This is a genomic window from Pantoea alfalfae (assembly GCF_019880205.1).
GTDB lineage: Bacteria > Pseudomonadota > Gammaproteobacteria > Enterobacterales > Enterobacteriaceae > Pantoea > Pantoea alfalfae.
Genome location: NZ_CP082295.1, coordinates 96110 through 112469 on the forward strand (window position 1 = coordinate 96110; position 16360 = coordinate 112469).

Here is a 16360-nt window from a genome sequence, read left to right on the forward strand (position 1 = left end):
ACAGATAAAGTAACGATTTGGTCAAAGCTTATCTGAAAATAATAAATGCGGGAGTGGGTGGGAATTTATGAATGGTTTGAATGTACGGAATGGCAAATAAACATCTGCCATTCCGCGGGATTATATTTTCTTAACGGCAAGCGGGGGCGTTATTACAATTCGGCACATAATTTACGCTGTCCGGCACGCAGGAACGCACTCACCAGACCCAGCCACAGCAACCCGCAGATCAGGTTCACCAGGCTAAAGCCGCCGGTTCCAAAGCTGAAATACGCGGTTTTGGCGGCTTCAATGCCCAGCGCAATAATCAGGATGCTTACCATGCCCAGCATTGCCGCCACGCTGCCTTTTCCGGCGCTGCTTGAATAGAGTGTCATGCGATACAGTCCGGCGTTAATCAGCCCGGTACCGAAGCCGTAAAGACTCATTCCGGCGGTGAGCCACAGATAACTTTGCGGTTCCAGCAGGGTAGCGACCGCCGCAATAGCCAGTCCGCAGACTACTGGCCAGGCACCAAGCCGTATCGGCTGTTCAATCGGCAGACGGCTGCATAAGCGGCCCAGCGTCAGGTTGCCCGCAATCATCGCGGCAAAGACCGGCAGCTGAAGCAGGGCATAGTCGATGCGGCTGAATTGCGCGCCGTGGATCAAAATCACGGGTGATAGCGCCACCCAGGCGATGCAGGGTACGGTGACCAGTCCGATAGCCAGTGAACCACGCATCACCTGACGATCCTTCAGCAACGCCGCGTAACCACTGATGATCGATCGCAGCGACAGCGGTTTCTGACGATCGCCCGCCGTTTCAGGCATGGCATACCACAGCCCGGCCAGCGCCAGCGCCGCAACCGCGCCAATCAGCCAGAACAGGGTGCGCCATTCTCCCACGGTCAGAAAAGCCGCGCCTGCCAGCGGCCCAGCCAGCGGGGCGAGCAAGGCGACGTTGGCCATCAGCGCCATCATTTTGATGCTCAGCGACTCCGTGAACGCCTCCTGCACCGCTGCGTAACCCACCGCACCGATAAAGCAGAGGCTGATCCCCTGCAGAAACCGCAGCAGGACAAACTGCTCAATGCTTTGCACCCAGTGGGTCGCGATGCAGGAGAGCATAAAAAAGGCCACGCCGCTGAGCAGTACCGGACGCCGCCCGATGCGATCCGAGAGCGGACCCAGCAGCCACTGCAGCAGTATGCCACCGAACAGATAGGCGGTCAGCGAGGTGGAAACCCATTCCGGGCCGACCTTGAATTCCTGCGTCACCAGCAGCATGCCGGGCTGGATCATGTCATGGGCGATATAGGTGGCGAACTCGAACAGCACCAGAGAAAGCGGAAAGATCAGATGTCGCCGGGTCAGCGTTGCCAGCGGTTGAAAAGAAGCCATTAAAGATTCCTGCAATAAAACCATTAAAAAAAGCGGCCACCAGGGTGACCGCATAATAATCGAGTGACAGTGTAACTGTTAACGCCAGCGGGCAATCGGGTTGACCAGCGTACCGGCGAACTTAAGGTTCTCGGCGGGATCGGAAAGGTTGATCATCTGCTGGTTATTCGCCAGCTGCAGGCGGTTCAGGCAGGAGCGGGTAAACTCAGGCGCGAACATGTCATAGCGCGCGAACTTAGTCGCATGCTCCGGATGCGCCTGCTGGTAATCCTTCACGCACTGCGCCACTGCCTGCCAGAAATCGTCTTCCGGCAGCGTCTCTGACTGATCGAGAATCGCGCTGATAAAGCGGAAGATGCAGTCAAACACATCGGTGAAGATAGAGAGCAACTTAAGCTCCTCCGGCACCTCGACGGCCAGGCGCTGCACGCCTTCCGGCAGCACCGCGTCAGGGTTCATCACGGCGATCTCTTCGCCGATATCCTTCATATAGGCGCTGACCGGCACGTTGTTTTCCAGCAACATGATCAGGTTTTCACCGTGCGGCATAAACACCAGATCGTGCTGGTAGAAGCAGTGCAGCAGCGGGCTGAGATAGCAGGTCAGATAGCGTTCAATCCACTGCTTCGCAGGTAAACCGGAGTCCGCGATCAGCGCGGGCAGCAGTGGCTGCTGGTGGTGATCGACGTGCAGGAAAGAGGCCATCGTCATCAGACGCTGGCCTGGTTGCAGGCTGGCGGCTGGATTATCGCGCCACAGCGCAGCAAACATCTTTTTATAGGCGGAGTCGCCTTTGATGGCCTGCTCGTAGTAGCGGTTGTGATAGCCAACCGACGCAACTTCACGCAGGATGCGGAAATCACAGCGTTTCAGCCAGTCATCGCCCGCCACCAGTTGTTCCAGCCAGCCGTTTATCGCGGGTGTTGTCGCCATGTAATAGGGCGACAGGCCGCGCATAAAGCCCATGTTAAGTACTGACAGCGCGGTTTTCACGTAACGCTTTTCAGGCTGGCTGCGGTTAAAGAAGGTGCGGATGGACTGCTGCGCCTGGTATGCGTCGTCGCCGGTGCCGAGATAAACAATATCGTGATTAGCGATGTCCGCTGCAAACACGGTCAGCAGTTTGTTCTGCCACTGCCACGGATGTACCGGCATCAGGATATAGTCCTCTGTCGCCAGCCCTTTCTTTATCAGCTGCGCATTGAACTGTTCCACGGTAGTGTCGCCCAGCTCATCACGCATCAGCTGCTCATAGCTCAGCTCGCTGAGGCTGGAGAAATGGGCGTTGCGGCGGTGGACCGCGACCCAGATAAGATGCACGGGCGCGGCTGCTTCCGGCGCATAGGCCAGATAGTCCTGTGCATCGAAGCCAATACGTCCGTTGTTGGCAACAAAGCAGGGATGGCCTTCGGTCATCGCCGCTTCTACCGTCTGGAAATCAGCTGCGACCAGCGCCTGGCTGTCGGGGTTATTCTTCTGCAGCTTATAAACGCTGCTGCACAGCGTGCTGCTGATCTCTTCCATGTAAGTTGCCAGCAGCGCCTGCGGAATCCCGATCTCACCGTTGAACTCCACGATAAACTTCAGCGCATCCAGCGGCAGCGCGTGACCGTTCTCCTGCTTGCGCAGGGCATCTGCGTCGATCTCCCAGTGATCCAGCGCCAGCCGCGACGCCCGGAAATGGTAAGTTGCTTCACCGCCCGGCACCGCCAGCTGATAACTGCCATCGCCCGTTTCCTGCGGCGCAATGATTTTTTCATGCGCGAACTCAGCAATTGCCTTGCGGATCAGCATGCGGTTTGCCTGCGCCCAGTGGTCGCCCGTCAGATGCGTGCCGTCGGTCAGTGAAGGGGGAATGTTCATGGTCTGCGACTCCTGCTGTAACGCGTGTTGATAATCTTCCCGCTGGCAAAAGGCCAGCCAGGCGGTTTTATGGCCCATGTCGATGGTGTGCTGGTAGCGGAATCCGGCGCGTTTATTCAGCACGTGAATTTTTTCATTGCGCACGTCTGGCTCGACCACCACGCGACGCACCTCTGGACGGCTGAACATGTAGTCCATCACCAGCGTGAAGACCTGCCAGCTAAAGGCTTTGATCGGCTGGCTGGCTGGGGCAATCAGAATATGCATGCCGTAATCATCGGACGCGGCCGGATAAAACTTGCCAACCTCGTCGTCACAGGCGCGGTAGCACTCAATCAGGCAGACGGGCTGATCATTGCAGCAGCCAATCAGCGCTGCATGGGGATCCGTTGCCGTCAGCGTCTGGTAGAACGCCGCGACCTGCTCCAGGCTCTGCTGCTGCATGCCCCAGAAGCGGGCGTAATCGCGGGTAACCCAGCTGTGGATTAGCGGCGCATCACTCTCAAGCATCGGTCTCAGGGTAAACCGTCCTGCGGGGCGGTCGGCACTGAACAGTGTTAGTGATTTCATCTCAGTGCTCCGATTTTGCCGGGAAGGTCTGGAAGGCGATCTGGCGCTCAATCGGATAGACCTCGCGTCCGGTCAGTTCACGCAGCAGTACAGAGTTGCGGTAGCAAGCCATGCCGAGGTCCGGCGTGACAAAGCCGTGGGTATGCAGTTCGGCGTTCTGTACGAAAATCTGATTATGATGATCGATGCTGTAGTTGCGCTGCACGTCGTAGCGGCCTTTGTCATCCCAGCGCAGGCGTGCGGTAATGCCCTCTAAAAACATTGGTGGCTGATAGTGATAGCCGGTCGCCATCACCAGTCCTTCAGAGCGACGGGTGAAGGTGCAATCCTGCTCCTCCTGATGTAGCGTCAGCTCGAATTCGCCCTGCGGCAGCCAGCGCATCGCGGTCAGCGCCGAGTGGGTAAACAGGTTGACGTTGAGATCGCCGTCGAGCTGTTTGACATACATCAGGTCATAAATGTCATTGATTAAGCTGCTGTTGATGCCTTTGTAGAGATTCTTATGGCGCGCATTCAGCTCATCACGGGTGGTGGCGGGCAGGGCGTGGAAATAGTCGACCCACTCTGGTGAGGTCATCTCCAGCGTGAGCTTGGTGTACTCCAGCGGATAGAAGCGCGGCGCGCGGGTGATCCAGTTGAGCTGATAACCAAAGCGGTCAATATCGGTCAGCAGGTCGTAGTAAATTTCTGCGGCGCTCTGGCCGCTGCCCAGTACGGTAATTGAACGCTTCTGCTGCAGTTCTGCTTTGTTAGCCAGATAGTGGCTGGAGTGCGTCAGGCGCTGACGATGCGGCTGGCTGCACGCTGGCATCCAGGCTTTAGGCCCGGTGCCGAGAACCAGATGACGCGCCTGATAGCGCAGTTTTTCACCCGTTCGGGTGTCGGTCACCTGAAGATGATAGATCCCGGTGGCCTCATCATGGCTGACATACTCGACATGACTGTTCCAGCGCAGATTGGAGAGCCGCGAGCTGGCCCACTGGCAGTACTGGTTATACTCTTTGCGCATCAGGAAGAAATCTTCACGGATATAAAAAGAGTATAACTTTCCCTTTTCCTTCATGTAGTTGAGCAGACTATACGGGCTGGTGGGGTCGGCAAGCGTCACCAGGTCGGCCATAAACGGCGTCTGAAGATGAGCATTTTCCAGCATCATGCCGGTGTGCCAGTCAAAGCCCGGATTCTCATCCAGGAAGAGACCATTCAGCCCCTCAACCGGCTCGCTCAGACAGGCCAGGCTCAGGTTGAACGGGCCGATGCCGATACCAATAAAATCGTAAACAGGATTATTCATTTCAGATCTCTCCATGATTCGCCGCGCTCAGCGCAGAGGCACGCACCTGTTCGCGGCCATAGTGCGCAATCAGGCTCAGTACATCTTCAATGTCGGCAGTGGTCGTGGTGGGATTTAACAGGGTAAATTTCAGATACTGACGCCCGTCGACTTTTGTGCCCGCAATCACCGCATTACCGGAACGGAACAGCGCTTTACGGATGGCAGCGTTGATCTCGTCGATCTGCGCGTCGCTGGCATGTTTGCCGGGAACGTAGCGGAAAATCTGGGTCGTCAGCTCAGGCGCATGCAGCACTTCAATGGCAGGATGCGCCGTTAACAGCTGGTGCGTGGCCTGGGTCAGATCTATCAGCGTATCGAAGGCGTCACCCAGCGCCGCGGGGCCCATCACACGCAGTGTCAGCCACATCTTCAGGGCGTCAAAACGGCGGGTGGTCTGAATACTTTTGTTCACCAGATTGGGCGTGCCTTCCTGCTGAGCGCTGAGTGGATTCAGGTAATCTGCATGGTGCGTGACATGCTTCAGGTCATGACTGTCGCGCACAAAGAAGGCGCCACAGCTGACAGTCTGGAAGAACGATTTGTGATAATCGACAGTGACGGAGTCAGCATGCTCAATGCCGTTAAGCCGTGCGCGATGATTCTCAGAAACCAGCAGGCCGCAGCCGTAAGCGGCGTCAACATGCATCCAGAGACCGTAATCGTCACAGAGACGGGCGATTTCGGGCAGCGGATCGATGCTGCCAAAGTCTGTGGTGCCGCTGGTGGCGACTACGGCAATCGGGATTAGCCCTTCACTGCGGCAGCGTGCGATCTCTTTTTCCAGGCATTTTGCGTCCATTCGGTAGTGGTCGTCGTGATCAACGGCGATAACCGCGTCATAGCCCAGACCCAGAATCGCCATCGACTTCTGAATGCTGAAGTGGCTGAGTTTCGAGGTAAATACCCGCCACTTCGGCGCTGTCTCCGGCAGGCCGCGATGTTTGATCAGATGCCCCGGATGATGTTCCGCGCACCAGCTGTCACGCGCCAGCAGCATTGCCATCAGATTGGACTGGGTGCCGCCGCTGGTAAAGATCCCATCCGATCCGGCAGGCAGACCAATACGGCCCAGCGTCCAGTCGATCACCTTCTGCTCAATCAGCGTGCCGCCGGCACTCTGATCCCAGGTATCGACCGAACTGTTCACTGCCGCCATAATCTGCTCGGCCATCAGAGAGGGCAGCACGACCGGGCAATTCAGATGCGCCAGGTATTTAGGGTGGTGGAACCAGACGGCGTCACGCAGATAGAGCTGACTCAGCTCTGCCAGCGCGTCATCGTTATTGCCCAGCGGACGATCGAGATCGACATCGCTGAACGCCGCCGCCAGTTCGTGGGGCAGAATCCCGCTGAAAGGCTTCTCTACGCCAGTAACGGTGCGCGTCATCAGCGCCAGCACCTCCTGAGTCTGCTGCGACCACGCCGCCAGTTGCTGATCGTTAAAAATAGCCGTTTCGGCTCCGCTGGCATTGGAGGCTGGCGCGAGGTCCAGTGCCGTCTGAGTGGATGAGCGTAAAAGCATTTTCAGTTCCTGTGCGTGAATATCAGTGACCCTGCCGACACCACGTCAGCAGCGTTAGAAATCCGCTCAACAACTCCAGTAAACATAAAACTAACTAACCAGATAAAAACCCTGACCATTACGTGGGTTAGGGTTTTCACCTTAAAAAGAGAAAATACCGCATATTATTTGTGGATTTGGCAGCGTTTAACGCTTTCTTATATGCGGATGAGAGTGTAAATGTTAATCATTATCATTCAATTGTTTTGTTGTTAAATTTTATTTATTAGTATGTCTAATGTTGAAAATGTGATTCAGATCACTTTTTACGTTCGGAATAGTCCTTTTTTTATGGAAAATCAGGACCGGGTTGAACCAGAAATGAGGGGAGCAGTGGCGTTGTGCGTCAGCGTACGGGCAAAACAAAGGGGAGAAATGACATTAATCGATATCAGGATCGGCGCGCTGCAGCCAGTAAGTGTGGGAATACCGGGGGTTCGGTCAGTCTGGTCGGGTGTGAAAAACCGGAAAAGGCGGAGGGCCTTTTCCGGTTAGCATTACAGCGGCTGATTACACTTCATTTGTTTCAGCAGGAACTTTCTTTTTGGCCATGAAGTTATAAACCACAAGCAGGCCAAAAATGCCGATGATAATCAGGGTAATGGTTCCCTTATCCATAAAGTGCGCCATATTACCGAGCAGGATGCCTGTTACGCCAAAGTCCGTATCCGAGAAAGTGGTGTTTGTCAGTCCAATCTGTCCGAGCACCGGCAACAGGGCGACAGGCAGGAAGGTGATTAACAGGCCATGAGCGAAGGCGCCACAGATTGCTCCGCGTTTGCCGCCGGTCGCATTACCAAACACGCCAGCTGTCGCACCACAGAAGAAGTGAGGAACAACACCCGGCAGAATCAAGACCCAATGCAGCTGACCCAGGACAAACAGTCCGACCAGGCCACCGACAAAGCTGGAGATAAAGCCAACCAGCACCGCATTCGGCGCATAGGGGAAGACAATCGGGCAATCGAGCGCGGGTCTGGCTTCCGGCACCAGTTTTTCTGAAAAGCCGGTAAAGGCCGGAACGATTTCAGCCAGAATTAAACGCACGCCCTGCAGAATAATAAAGACGCCTGCGGCAAAGGTAATGGCCTGAATGAAGGAGTAAACGAGGTAGTTCTGACCATTGCTGAAGTTAGACTCTACGTACTCTTTACCGGCAGACACCGACAGGATTAAGTAAATAATCATCATCGTCAGGGAGATAGAGATTGTACTGTCGCGCAAAAAACTCAGGTTTTTTGGCATATTCATCTCTTCGGTGGATTTCGAACCTTTACCAACTAAAGAGCCGATCCAACCTGATAAGACATAACCTATTGTCCCGGTATGCGCCAGCGCGACATGGTCACCTCCGATGATCTTGCGAATATAGGGCTGAGCGATAGCCGGGAAGGTGGCCATCAGAATACCTAACAGCAGTGACCCGGTATAAATAAGCTGAATACCTTCAAAACCAGCAACCGATAAAATAATCGCGATCATACAGGCCATGTAAAACGTCACATGTCCTGACAGGTAGATATATTTGAGTCGGGTGAATCGGGCAACCACAATGTTGGCAACCATGCCGAAGGCCATGATCATGGTGGTTGGCGCGCCATATTTAGCCAGCGCGATAGAGACCATTGCTTCGTTATTTGGAATGATGCCCTGAACATCAAACGCATGTTTGAAAATGTCGCCCAGTGGCGTCAGGGAACCGACCAGAACGGTCGCGCCACCTGCCAGCACCAGAAAGCCCAGAATAGTTTTTACCGTGCCCTTAATCACATCTGGAAACGGCTTTTTCTGCGCAATCAGTCCGAAAAATGCCACCAGTCCGACCAGGATTGAGGGCACTTTCAGTACATCGACGACGAACTGCAAAAGATTTTGAGTAAACATATTAACCTCGAGGTAAGGCGTTTATCTGATTATTAGCGTCAGTTTTTCTCAAAATACTCGCGTATTTTTTGCTCCACTTCTTTCAGGTCGATAATATTGTTGATGATGATGACCTTCTGTTCCGGCAGGTTTGCGCTGTAGGCAATATCTTTTGCCATCACAAAAACATCCGCCACATCAGGCGTAACAGAACCAAGATCTGAATGTTCAACTTCCGCTTCAACGCCGATTGTTTTAAGCACTTTTTTGATGTTCATTTCCATCATAAAGCTGCTGCCCAGGCCTGAACCACACACTGCCATAATCTTCATATCAAACCTCATTAACTGTTGATTACAAGTCGCTTTTAACGGGCGGATCAGACGTCTGATAAAATCGTCATGAGCGCGTCCTGGCTGCTCGCATTAAAGATCCGAGCCATGATCTCTTCATCGGACAGCACTTCCGCCAGCTGGGAAATCATTTCGATATGGCTATTACTGTCCGGTGCCGCAAACATAAAAATCGCCTTTACCGGATCGTTCTCTTCAGAGTCAAAATTTACAGGTGTGCCCAGCAGCACAATCGACAAACCCAGTTTGTGCGCGCCCTGTTCCGGGCGCGCGTGAGGCATGGCAATCTGCGGCGCGATAACAAAAAAGGGACCGATCTCCTCTTTCTGTCGAATAATGGCATCAATATAATCCTGCGATATTGCGCCTTCACTGAGCAGAGGTCGCCCGGCTATCGCTATCGCTTCCTGCCAGTCCGCAACGCGTTCAACGTACTGGACTTTCTCATTGTTTAACCACTTCGCCAGGTGTGACATCGCTTTGATCTCCCTCAAAATGCCTGAGTATGTACAGTCAGTTTTTTAAAACTCCTGCTTCACCACTTTTTAACTGAGCCTGCTGACAACCGAAGCTCAGGATAATGAAGGGCTTAAGATGATTAAAAAAGCCTCTTCTCATAGTGTTACGAGAAAGTTAGTTGCTGACCGTGGACGTAAGGTTGTATTTCATCTTCGTCATCACATCTGTACATGTTGAAGATGTCTAGTCATCCTGATGATGTCCCTCGATGTGTATGGACACAACCTGTAAAGTCAAAATATCGCTGAACAGCCTTAACATCAGTGCCAACTTGATAAGTTGGTCACATATTCAGGTCGCCGAATTAGTACTTATCCGGCAATGTCAGGCAGAACTGTACTGATACGGATTGATGGCGTTCCACCTTCACGCATACAGGAAGACATTCGATGGCTGATGGCATCACAGAAAAGCAAAAAGAGGTTGTTGATTACATCCTCAATAAAATTAAGGATGATGGCCTTCTCCCCGGAGAAAAGCTGGATACCGAAATATCCATCGCAAAAAATATCGGCATTACCCGTGCGACGGTTCGTGAAGCGACACGTATTCTGGTTGAGCAGCAGAGAATTTATCGCGTCAAAGGTTCAGGTATCTTTGTGGGCTCTACTGAAGTGAGCAGTCAGGCGCACAGATATCATGTGCTTTCACCGTTTGATTTTCAGGCGCAACGAAAGGGGCATAAAGGCGTCAGGAAAATCATTTCGGTCAGCATAATTAAAGTCCCTTCAGCCGATATGGCGCAGGCGCTCCGTATTAAAAACAGCGATCAGATTTATAAAATTTTACGCCTGATGTGTTTCGATGATATCCCCGTGGCTCTGGAACATATTCACCTGCCGGTGAATATGTTTAATAGCCTGGAATTCAGCAAGCTGGAGGTCTCAAAATATGGCTATATTGAAGAGGTTACCGGTAAGAAAGTGCAGCTCAGGGATCAGCATCTGACGGCCGTGAATCTCGCTGATTCACAGACGCTGACTCTGCTTAATTTAGCGGAAGGGGATGCTGTCATTCAGCTCAATGAAACCGTTTATCTCGACGACGGCGTTCCCTGTGAAGTGAATGTGGCGCTTATCAACACCCGCTTTTTCCCGTTGAAACAAAACTCGCAACGGCCTTAGAAAATACGCTTTAGACACCTGTTTTTACGTATATCAACGCTATTACTTTGCGCAGACATCAACAGGCAAGCGATCCTGAATCAGCTGACTCCGGGATAGAGTTTGCGCTTTGGCGTGTAAGCAAGTATGCCAGGCAGCATGCTTTAATCAGCCGCTTTCGGTATCATCAGACAAAATGATCTTTCATCTAAAAATAAAATTGTTCAATATCATTATGATTTTAATTTACATGAGTAATTACTCGATGACTTAACTTGTTTTTTCACTAAAATCCAAAGAAATGCCATCACTTGATTGATATCAAAAAATCTTCCAATACTCTCTTGCTAAAAAGATATAACAGATGATTATTACACTGTCTGATAATAAAAGGGAGTTAGTAATGGCTATTCCAGTTTAGCTATGGCTTATGGATGATAGTGGTAAGACCATAAAAGGAAGCGTTGATGTAAAAGGCAGAGAGGGAAGTATAGAAGTTAGCGAACTAATGCACTCTATTGAACAACCTACAGAGACTTTAACCGGAAAAATCACCGCAAAATGCTTACATAGTTCATTCTCATTTATGAAAGAAATTGATAGTTCTTCTCCCTGGCTTTACAAAGCCCTGTCTACGGGGCAAACACTAAAGTCAGCAGTATTTAAATTCTATAGAATAAATAATAACGGACAGGAGGAGGAGTATTTTCGAACCAGCCTTGAGAACATTAAGGTTACAGAAGTAAATTCCCTGATGATGGATGTTAAAAAACACCAGTGGGCCAGGCACAATCATGTTGAGTTTATTGATTTTTCCTATAAAAAAATTACATGGCATTATCTGGACGGTAATGTCATTTATTCTGATTCATGGAATGAGAGGAATGGATAATGGCATGGAAATATGATGTCACATCACACACCTTCAGCCGCAATGGTGAAACATACACCGCAGATTACGCCGGGGCGACAGGTTATAAGAATGATTTTTTTCAGGAATGTGTAAGCAGCAAAGGCCCACTACCCAAGGGTAATTATACCATTGGTTCTCCGCATAATTCAGTTCACACCGGAAAATATACTCTCGATCTCACACCCGCTCTGAGCAATGCCATGTGTGGCCGCTCTGCGTTTCGTATTCATGGAGCAAGCAAGAAGCATCCACCGGATTCATCTGAAGGTTGTATAATCGCTTCACTCAGTGTACGAAAAAGCATATGGGCAAGTGGTGACAGGGAGTTAAATGTTAAATGAAATCACTTCTTATCATTACAATATTTTCTCCTGCTGTGATGGCTGCTCAGATGACTGGCTTCGGCGCCAGTTATTATGATGACAAATCATCAGTCACTTATCACGACACACGCAAAGAATTAGTTCCCGAAGTAATCATTGGTGACAGGCTTTTTGCCATGGAGTTTAGCCGCCTTGAAGACATTGCAAAACAAACCGGAGCTGTAGTTAACCACGATAATCAGGCATCGTGGTTCTGCCTGACATCCAGAAATGTAAACTTCTGGTTTATTTCAGATAACGAGATGGGGCAGGGAGACTTAACGACGATAGCCATTGCGAGCGAGGGAACGAAAAAAGAGTGTTCTGAATATCAAGGGTATTTGAATGTCTCTGTTACAGGCATCCCTTTACTCAATGCATCTTCAGACACTCTGTTCTCGATGTTCTCCAGTAAGCCAGAAGGGAAAATTAACCAATATTGCAATGATTCACGTCGATACGGAGAATTTACTCAGTTGAATTGCCTTCAATATTATCGTGAAAACAGCACCATCAAGGGCGTAATGATCAGCCAGGTTACGGCCAGTTAACAATATTCCGGAGGCTACATGCTGTGTAGCCTCTGACTTGTACGAATGCTTACAAGACTTATTTTCCTGTCTCATTTTTCTGCCCCGTTAAGAGTCGACTCAATAATGCTCCATCCCTGATGAATGAAATTCCTGCAGTCGCGGCTAATAACAACTGTCATCTCTCCATACGTAAGACGATTTTCTGCAGACCTTTGCCAGTTCGCCGATTTTACTCACCTGAATATCAGGCATCGAAAAACGTTATACGCAAAATATCTGCCTGATTCCCTGTTTCAGAGCCCGTTTTCCCTCTTTCACTTCTCACTGTTCCCCATTATGACGAATTCAATAAAGCATAAAACAATATGATGTTTTACCAATTATCGACTGCGCAGCACACTGGTCCGCAACCGGAATGAACAAGGACCAGGTGAATGGCATATCGATTAAGTCTGTTAGATAAGGCGCCCGTGCTGCAGGGCGAGTCGCCTGTAGCAGCACTGCAGCGTACGCTGCAGTTGGCACAGCTAGCAGAGGAGTGGGGTTATCACCGCTTCTGGCTGGCGGAACATCACAACACCGCGCAGCTGGCCAGTCCTTCACCTGAGGTATTGATTGCCTGGATCATTGCCCAGACCCGACATATTCGCGTCGGATCGGGCGGGGTGATGTTGCAGCACTACAGCCCGTATAAAGTGGCGGAAAACTTTAACCTGCTCGCCTCACTGGCACCGGGCCGCATTGATATTGGTGTGGGCAAAGCGCCGGGCGGACTGCCACTTTCCACACATGCACTGCAACAGGGTGTCGATGCGGCTAAAAAAGGGAGCTTTGCCGAACAGCTTCAACTGCTGGATAGCTGGCTTAAACCCACACAGGCGCAGCCTGATGTCGAAGGTTTAGCCGCGACGCCGCTGCCATCACGTCCTGCTAACCGATTTTTGCTGGGCGCCAGTGAAGAGAGCGCCCGGCTGGCGGCAAGTCTGGGCTGGCAGTTTGTCTTTGCAGCTCATCTCAATGGCGACCGCCAGTTGCTGGAGCATGCACTGAGTACTTTCTCTCACCTCAGTAACGGCCAGCGCGCTCTGGTGGCTGTTCAGGTAGTGGTGGCCGACTCGCCCGCCCAGGCTGACCTGCTGGTTTCCACGCTGCGTCATTATCATGTGTCGGTGAAAGGCGGACCTGGCGTTAACGTCGCGAGTCTGGAACAGGCTGAGCGCTATGTGCGGCAGGGTGGATATCGCGATTATCAGATTGAGCCGCGCACACCGTCACTGCTGAAAGGCACCGCAGCACAGGTTCATGCCCAGCTTGATGCGCTGCACCATAATTTCGACATTGATGAGTTCGTTATCGACACGCCGATTACCGAGCCGGTTGCCCGCCTGCAGTCACTGGAGTTGCTGGCTACGCATCATCTGGTTGCAGCCTGAGTCTGAGTGGAGAGTCATCATGAGCAATGCATCACAACTGATTGAATGGCGGCGTGAACTGCACACCTGGCCAGAGCTGTCGGGTCAGGAGTTCGCCACCACCGCCCGGCTGCGGGGCTGGTTGCAGGCGTCGGGCATCAGGCTGCTCGACTATCCCCTTGAGACGGGTCTTGTGGCGGAAATTGGCAGCGGAGAGACCGTCATCGCCCTGCGCGCCGACATCGATGCGTTGCCAATCCATGAAGCGAGCGGTGTGCGTTTTCACTCCCGTCATCCCGGTGTGATGCACGCCTGCGGTCACGACCTCCATAGCGCTGTGATGCTAGGCGCGGCGTTACAGCTTAACGACCAGGCCGATCAGTTGCCTGGTCGGGTGCGCATCCTCTTTCAGCCCGCTGAAGAGATTGCTCGCGGAGCACGCCAGTTTATCGAGGCGGGCGTGCTGGATGAGGTGCAGGCTATTTTCGGTATGCACAACGAGCCTTCACTGCCTGTTGGTACGTTTGCTACCCGCAGCGGGGCGTTTTACGCCAATACGGACAAATTTATTATTCGCGTCACCGGCAAAGGCGCACATGCCGCGTATCCGGAGCAGGGCGTGGACAGTATTGTCACCGCCAGCCAGATCATTCAGGCCTTACAGGGACTCACCAGCCGCAGCTTTAGTGCGCTGGACAGTCTGGTGCTGAGCATTACCCGCATCGACGGCGGCAAAAGCTGGAACGTATTGCCGGGCGGCGTTGAGTTTGGCGGCACCGCCCGCACGCACGATTTACAACTGCGTGCCGAACTGGAACAGCGGGTGCGTACGCTGGTTGAGCACTTTGCTGAAGCCAATGGCGCGCAGGCGACCCTGAGCTGGCAGCCCGGCCCGCCAGTGCTAATCAACGATGCGCACTGGGCAACCTTCAGCAGTGACGTCGCGCAGCAGGCTGGCTATCGGGTGCAGTCCGCCGAACTGCATCTGCTGGGTGAGGATTTTGCGTTCTATCTGCAACAGGTGCCAGGCGCGTTTGTCAGTATCGGCAGCGCCAGTGATTTTGGTCTGCACCATGCCAGTTTTACCCCGGATGAGGCGCTGATTGCCCCCGCCGCCGACTACTTCGCCCGACTGGCACGCCAGGCGCTGCAACACCTCAATGCGCGATGTCGGGACGCCATTCTGAACTGAATTCATCTGCAGCCCGCCAAAACACGGGGGTTCTGACAACCCTCGTCGGGCATCGCTACGACTAAAAAAGAGAGAGCATCATGACCACAAGACAACTTCGGCTGGGCACTATTCTGCATGGCGCATCGGGAAACATGTCTGCCTGGCGCCATCCCGCGGCGCAGGCCGATGCCAGTATTAATCTGGAGTACGCCAAAAAAATCGCCCGCAAGGCGGAGCAGGGCAAGCTCGATTTTCTGTTTGTTGCCGACGGGTTGTTTATCAATGAGAAATCGATCCCGCACTTTCTCAATCGTTTTGAACCGCTGACGCTGCTCTCTGCACTGGCGGGCGTTACAGAATATCTGGGGCTGGTCGGCACCGTTTCCACTTCTTATAGCGAGCCGTTCACGGTAGCGCGTCAGTTTGCCAGCCTCGATCACCTCAGCGGCGGGCGTGCGGGCTGGAACGTTGTTACCTCGCCGCTGGAGGGTTCCGCCAAAAACTTTTCCCGCGAGAAACACCCGGAACACGCGTTGCGTTACCGCATTGCCGACGAGTATCTGCAGGTAGTGAAAGGCTTGTGGGATTCGTGGGAGCAGGATGCCTTTGTGCGCAACAAGGAGAGCGGGCAGTTCTTCGATCCGGCGAAGCTGCACACGCTCGATCATCATGGCGACTTCTTCCAGGTGCAGGGACCGCTAAACATCGCCCGCACGCCGCAGGGCCGTCCGATTATCTTCCAGGCGGGTGCGTCCGACGACGGTAAAAAGCTGGCGGCGCGTCATGCTGACGCCATCTTTACCCATCAGCCCACCCGCGAAGAAGCGCAGGCGTTTTATCAGGATGTGAAACAGCAGCTGGTAGCGAACGGTCGTCAGCCAGAGGATCTTCACATCTTCCAGGGTGTCAGCGTGATCGTGGGCGATGATGCGGAAGACGTAGAGCGCCAGTATCAGACCACGGCGGCGCTGGTATCGATTACCGATGCCCTTAACTACCTTGGTCGTTTCTTTGACCACCACGACTTTTCTCAATATCCGCTGGATCAGCCGTTCCCGGACATCGGCGACATTGGTCAGAACAGCTTCCGCAGCACCACCGACGAGATCAAACGCAAAGCACAGCAGCATGGCCATACGCTGCGCCAGGCGGCACTGGAAGCCGCAACGCCACGTCCGCTGTTTCACGGTACGCCGGAAGAGGTCGCGGATGGCCTGCAGCTCTGGTTCGAAACCCACGCCACAGACGGCTTCATTATCAATGGCGGCACACCCGACACCTTTGAACGGTTTGTTGACCGCGTGGTGCCGATTCTGCAGGCTCGCGGCCTGACGCGCCGCGACTACCCGGGCAGTACGCTGCGAGACAGCTTCGCCCTGAAGCAACCCGTTAATCAGTTCACCTCACAATAAGAGC

Annotated in this window: 14 protein-coding genes; 7 read left to right on the forward strand and 7 right to left on the reverse strand. The window is 52.8% G+C overall.

Translation table 11 applies throughout. The features are described 5' to 3' along the window. Window positions 1-152: 152 nt before the first annotated feature. From K6R05_RS20685 to K6R05_RS20715, 7 genes are all read right to left on the reverse strand, one after another. Window positions 153-1382, reverse strand: a complete 1230-nt coding sequence (locus tag K6R05_RS20685; protein ID WP_222925731.1) for an MFS transporter — start codon at window positions 1380-1382, stop codon at window positions 153-155. Window positions 1383-1460: 78 nt separating this feature from the next. Continuing rightward, window positions 1461-3815, reverse strand: a complete 2355-nt coding sequence (locus K6R05_RS20690; protein ID WP_222925732.1) for a GNAT family N-acetyltransferase — start codon at window positions 3813-3815, stop codon at window positions 1461-1463. A 1-nt stretch (window position 3816) separates the two neighbouring features. Continuing rightward, on the reverse strand, window positions 3817-5109 hold the full coding sequence (locus K6R05_RS20695; protein ID WP_222925733.1) for a lysine N(6)-hydroxylase/L-ornithine N(5)-oxygenase family protein: 1293 nt from the start codon (window positions 5107-5109) through the stop codon (window positions 3817-3819). Between the two features lies 1 nt (window position 5110). Beyond that, a complete protein-coding gene (locus K6R05_RS20700; RefSeq protein WP_222925734.1) occupies window positions 5111-6673 on the reverse strand; it encodes a pyridoxal phosphate-dependent decarboxylase family protein in 1563 nt (520 codons plus the stop codon). 549 nt (window positions 6674-7222) lie between these two features. Beyond that, the gene (ulaA, locus tag K6R05_RS20705) at window positions 7223-8596 is read right to left on the reverse strand and encodes a PTS ascorbate transporter subunit IIC (protein ID WP_222925735.1); all 1374 of its coding nucleotides are present in this window, start codon (window positions 8594-8596) and stop codon (window positions 7223-7225) included. Between the two features lie 38 nt (window positions 8597-8634). Beyond that, window positions 8635-8907: a PTS sugar transporter subunit IIB gene (locus tag K6R05_RS20710; protein WP_003855084.1), complete on the reverse strand. Its 273-nt coding sequence runs from the start codon at window positions 8905-8907 to the stop codon at window positions 8635-8637. A 47-nt stretch (window positions 8908-8954) separates the two neighbouring features. Further along, window positions 8955-9404: a PTS sugar transporter subunit IIA gene (locus K6R05_RS20715; RefSeq protein WP_222925736.1), complete on the reverse strand. Its 450-nt coding sequence runs from the start codon at window positions 9402-9404 to the stop codon at window positions 8955-8957. 432 nt (window positions 9405-9836) lie between these two features. Between K6R05_RS20715 and K6R05_RS20720 the strand changes: the two genes are divergently transcribed. The 7 genes from K6R05_RS20720 (at window position 9837) to K6R05_RS20750 (ending at window position 16356) form a co-directional block, all read left to right on the forward strand. After that, window positions 9837-10571, forward strand: coding sequence for a GntR family transcriptional regulator (locus tag K6R05_RS20720; RefSeq protein ID WP_222925737.1), 735 nt, complete (start codon window positions 9837-9839; stop codon window positions 10569-10571). A gap of 409 nt (window positions 10572-10980) precedes the next feature. Beyond that, window positions 10981-11442: a type VI secretion system tube protein TssD gene (tssD, locus tag K6R05_RS20725; RefSeq protein ID WP_262390938.1), complete on the forward strand. Its 462-nt coding sequence runs from the start codon at window positions 10981-10983 to the stop codon at window positions 11440-11442. Continuing rightward, a complete protein-coding gene (locus K6R05_RS20730; protein WP_222925738.1) occupies window positions 11442-11804 on the forward strand; it encodes a tlde1 domain-containing protein in 363 nt (120 codons plus the stop codon). The genes tssD and K6R05_RS20730 overlap by 1 nt, the downstream gene beginning before the upstream one ends. After that, window positions 11801-12376 (forward strand): hypothetical protein, encoded by a 576-nt coding sequence (locus K6R05_RS20735; protein ID WP_222925739.1) that lies wholly within the window; start codon window positions 11801-11803, stop codon window positions 12374-12376. The genes K6R05_RS20730 and K6R05_RS20735 overlap by 4 nt, the downstream gene beginning before the upstream one ends. A gap of 416 nt (window positions 12377-12792) precedes the next feature. Beyond that, on the forward strand, window positions 12793-13791 hold the full coding sequence (locus K6R05_RS20740; protein ID WP_222925740.1) for an MsnO8 family LLM class oxidoreductase: 999 nt from the start codon (window positions 12793-12795) through the stop codon (window positions 13789-13791). 19 nt (window positions 13792-13810) lie between these two features. Beyond that, window positions 13811-14962, forward strand: coding sequence for an amidohydrolase (locus K6R05_RS20745; RefSeq protein WP_222925741.1), 1152 nt, complete (start codon window positions 13811-13813; stop codon window positions 14960-14962). Between the two features lie 80 nt (window positions 14963-15042). Then, a complete protein-coding gene (locus K6R05_RS20750; RefSeq protein WP_161736789.1) occupies window positions 15043-16356 on the forward strand; it encodes an LLM class flavin-dependent oxidoreductase in 1314 nt (437 codons plus the stop codon). Window positions 16357-16360 lie beyond the last annotated feature (4 nt).